The organism is Bradyrhizobium genomosp. I (2014) (assembly GCF_000261685.1).
Lineage (GTDB): Bacteria > Pseudomonadota > Alphaproteobacteria > Rhizobiales > Xanthobacteraceae > Bradyrhizobium.
In genome coordinates this window covers 1-466 of sequence record NZ_AJQE01000030.1, presented here as the reverse complement: position 1 = coordinate 466, position 466 = coordinate 1, and the positions used below count along the sequence as shown (strand labels likewise).

General features: G+C 63.1%; 1 protein-coding gene. It reads right to left on the bottom strand.

From position 1 onward, the window contains the following. Positions 1–60 precede the first annotated feature (60 nt). A partial coding sequence (locus IC50_RS02975; RefSeq protein ID WP_035700207.1) for an adenylate cyclase occupies positions 61–466 on the bottom strand: 406 nt, incomplete at its 5' end.

Genomic DNA, 466 nt, shown 5'->3' with positions numbered 1-466 from the left:
CTGCCGTTTTAACGGCAGCCGCTCTTTCATGCTTTCTTGGGGGGAGAGGGGGAGAGGACGCTACTTTCCTTCGAGTGTGTTGACTGGTGTCCAGTCCGGCGATGGTGGATTTACGGTGAATACTCTCGCTCGCTTGGCGAACAGCGCTGACGCCGGATCGGTCTTCGCCATTTTGGCGAACGCGTCAGCGGCCTTCGCAAACTCCCTTGTGCGCCAACATGCCAGCCCCTCCGCATACGCCGTGGCCACCTTCATCTGCTCGGCGCTCTCCGTGCCCTTCTCCGCCAGCGGCTCGAACACCCTGAGCGCCTCGCCGCGCCCCTGGACCCTGATCGCATCGAGCTCGCGCCAGGCGAATGTGTCGCCGGTCTGCGCCATCGTGGATTCCGATGCCATGATCGCCGTGCCGTAATATTTGTTGGCGCCCTCGAGCCGCGAGGCGACGTTCACGGTGTCGCTCATGACG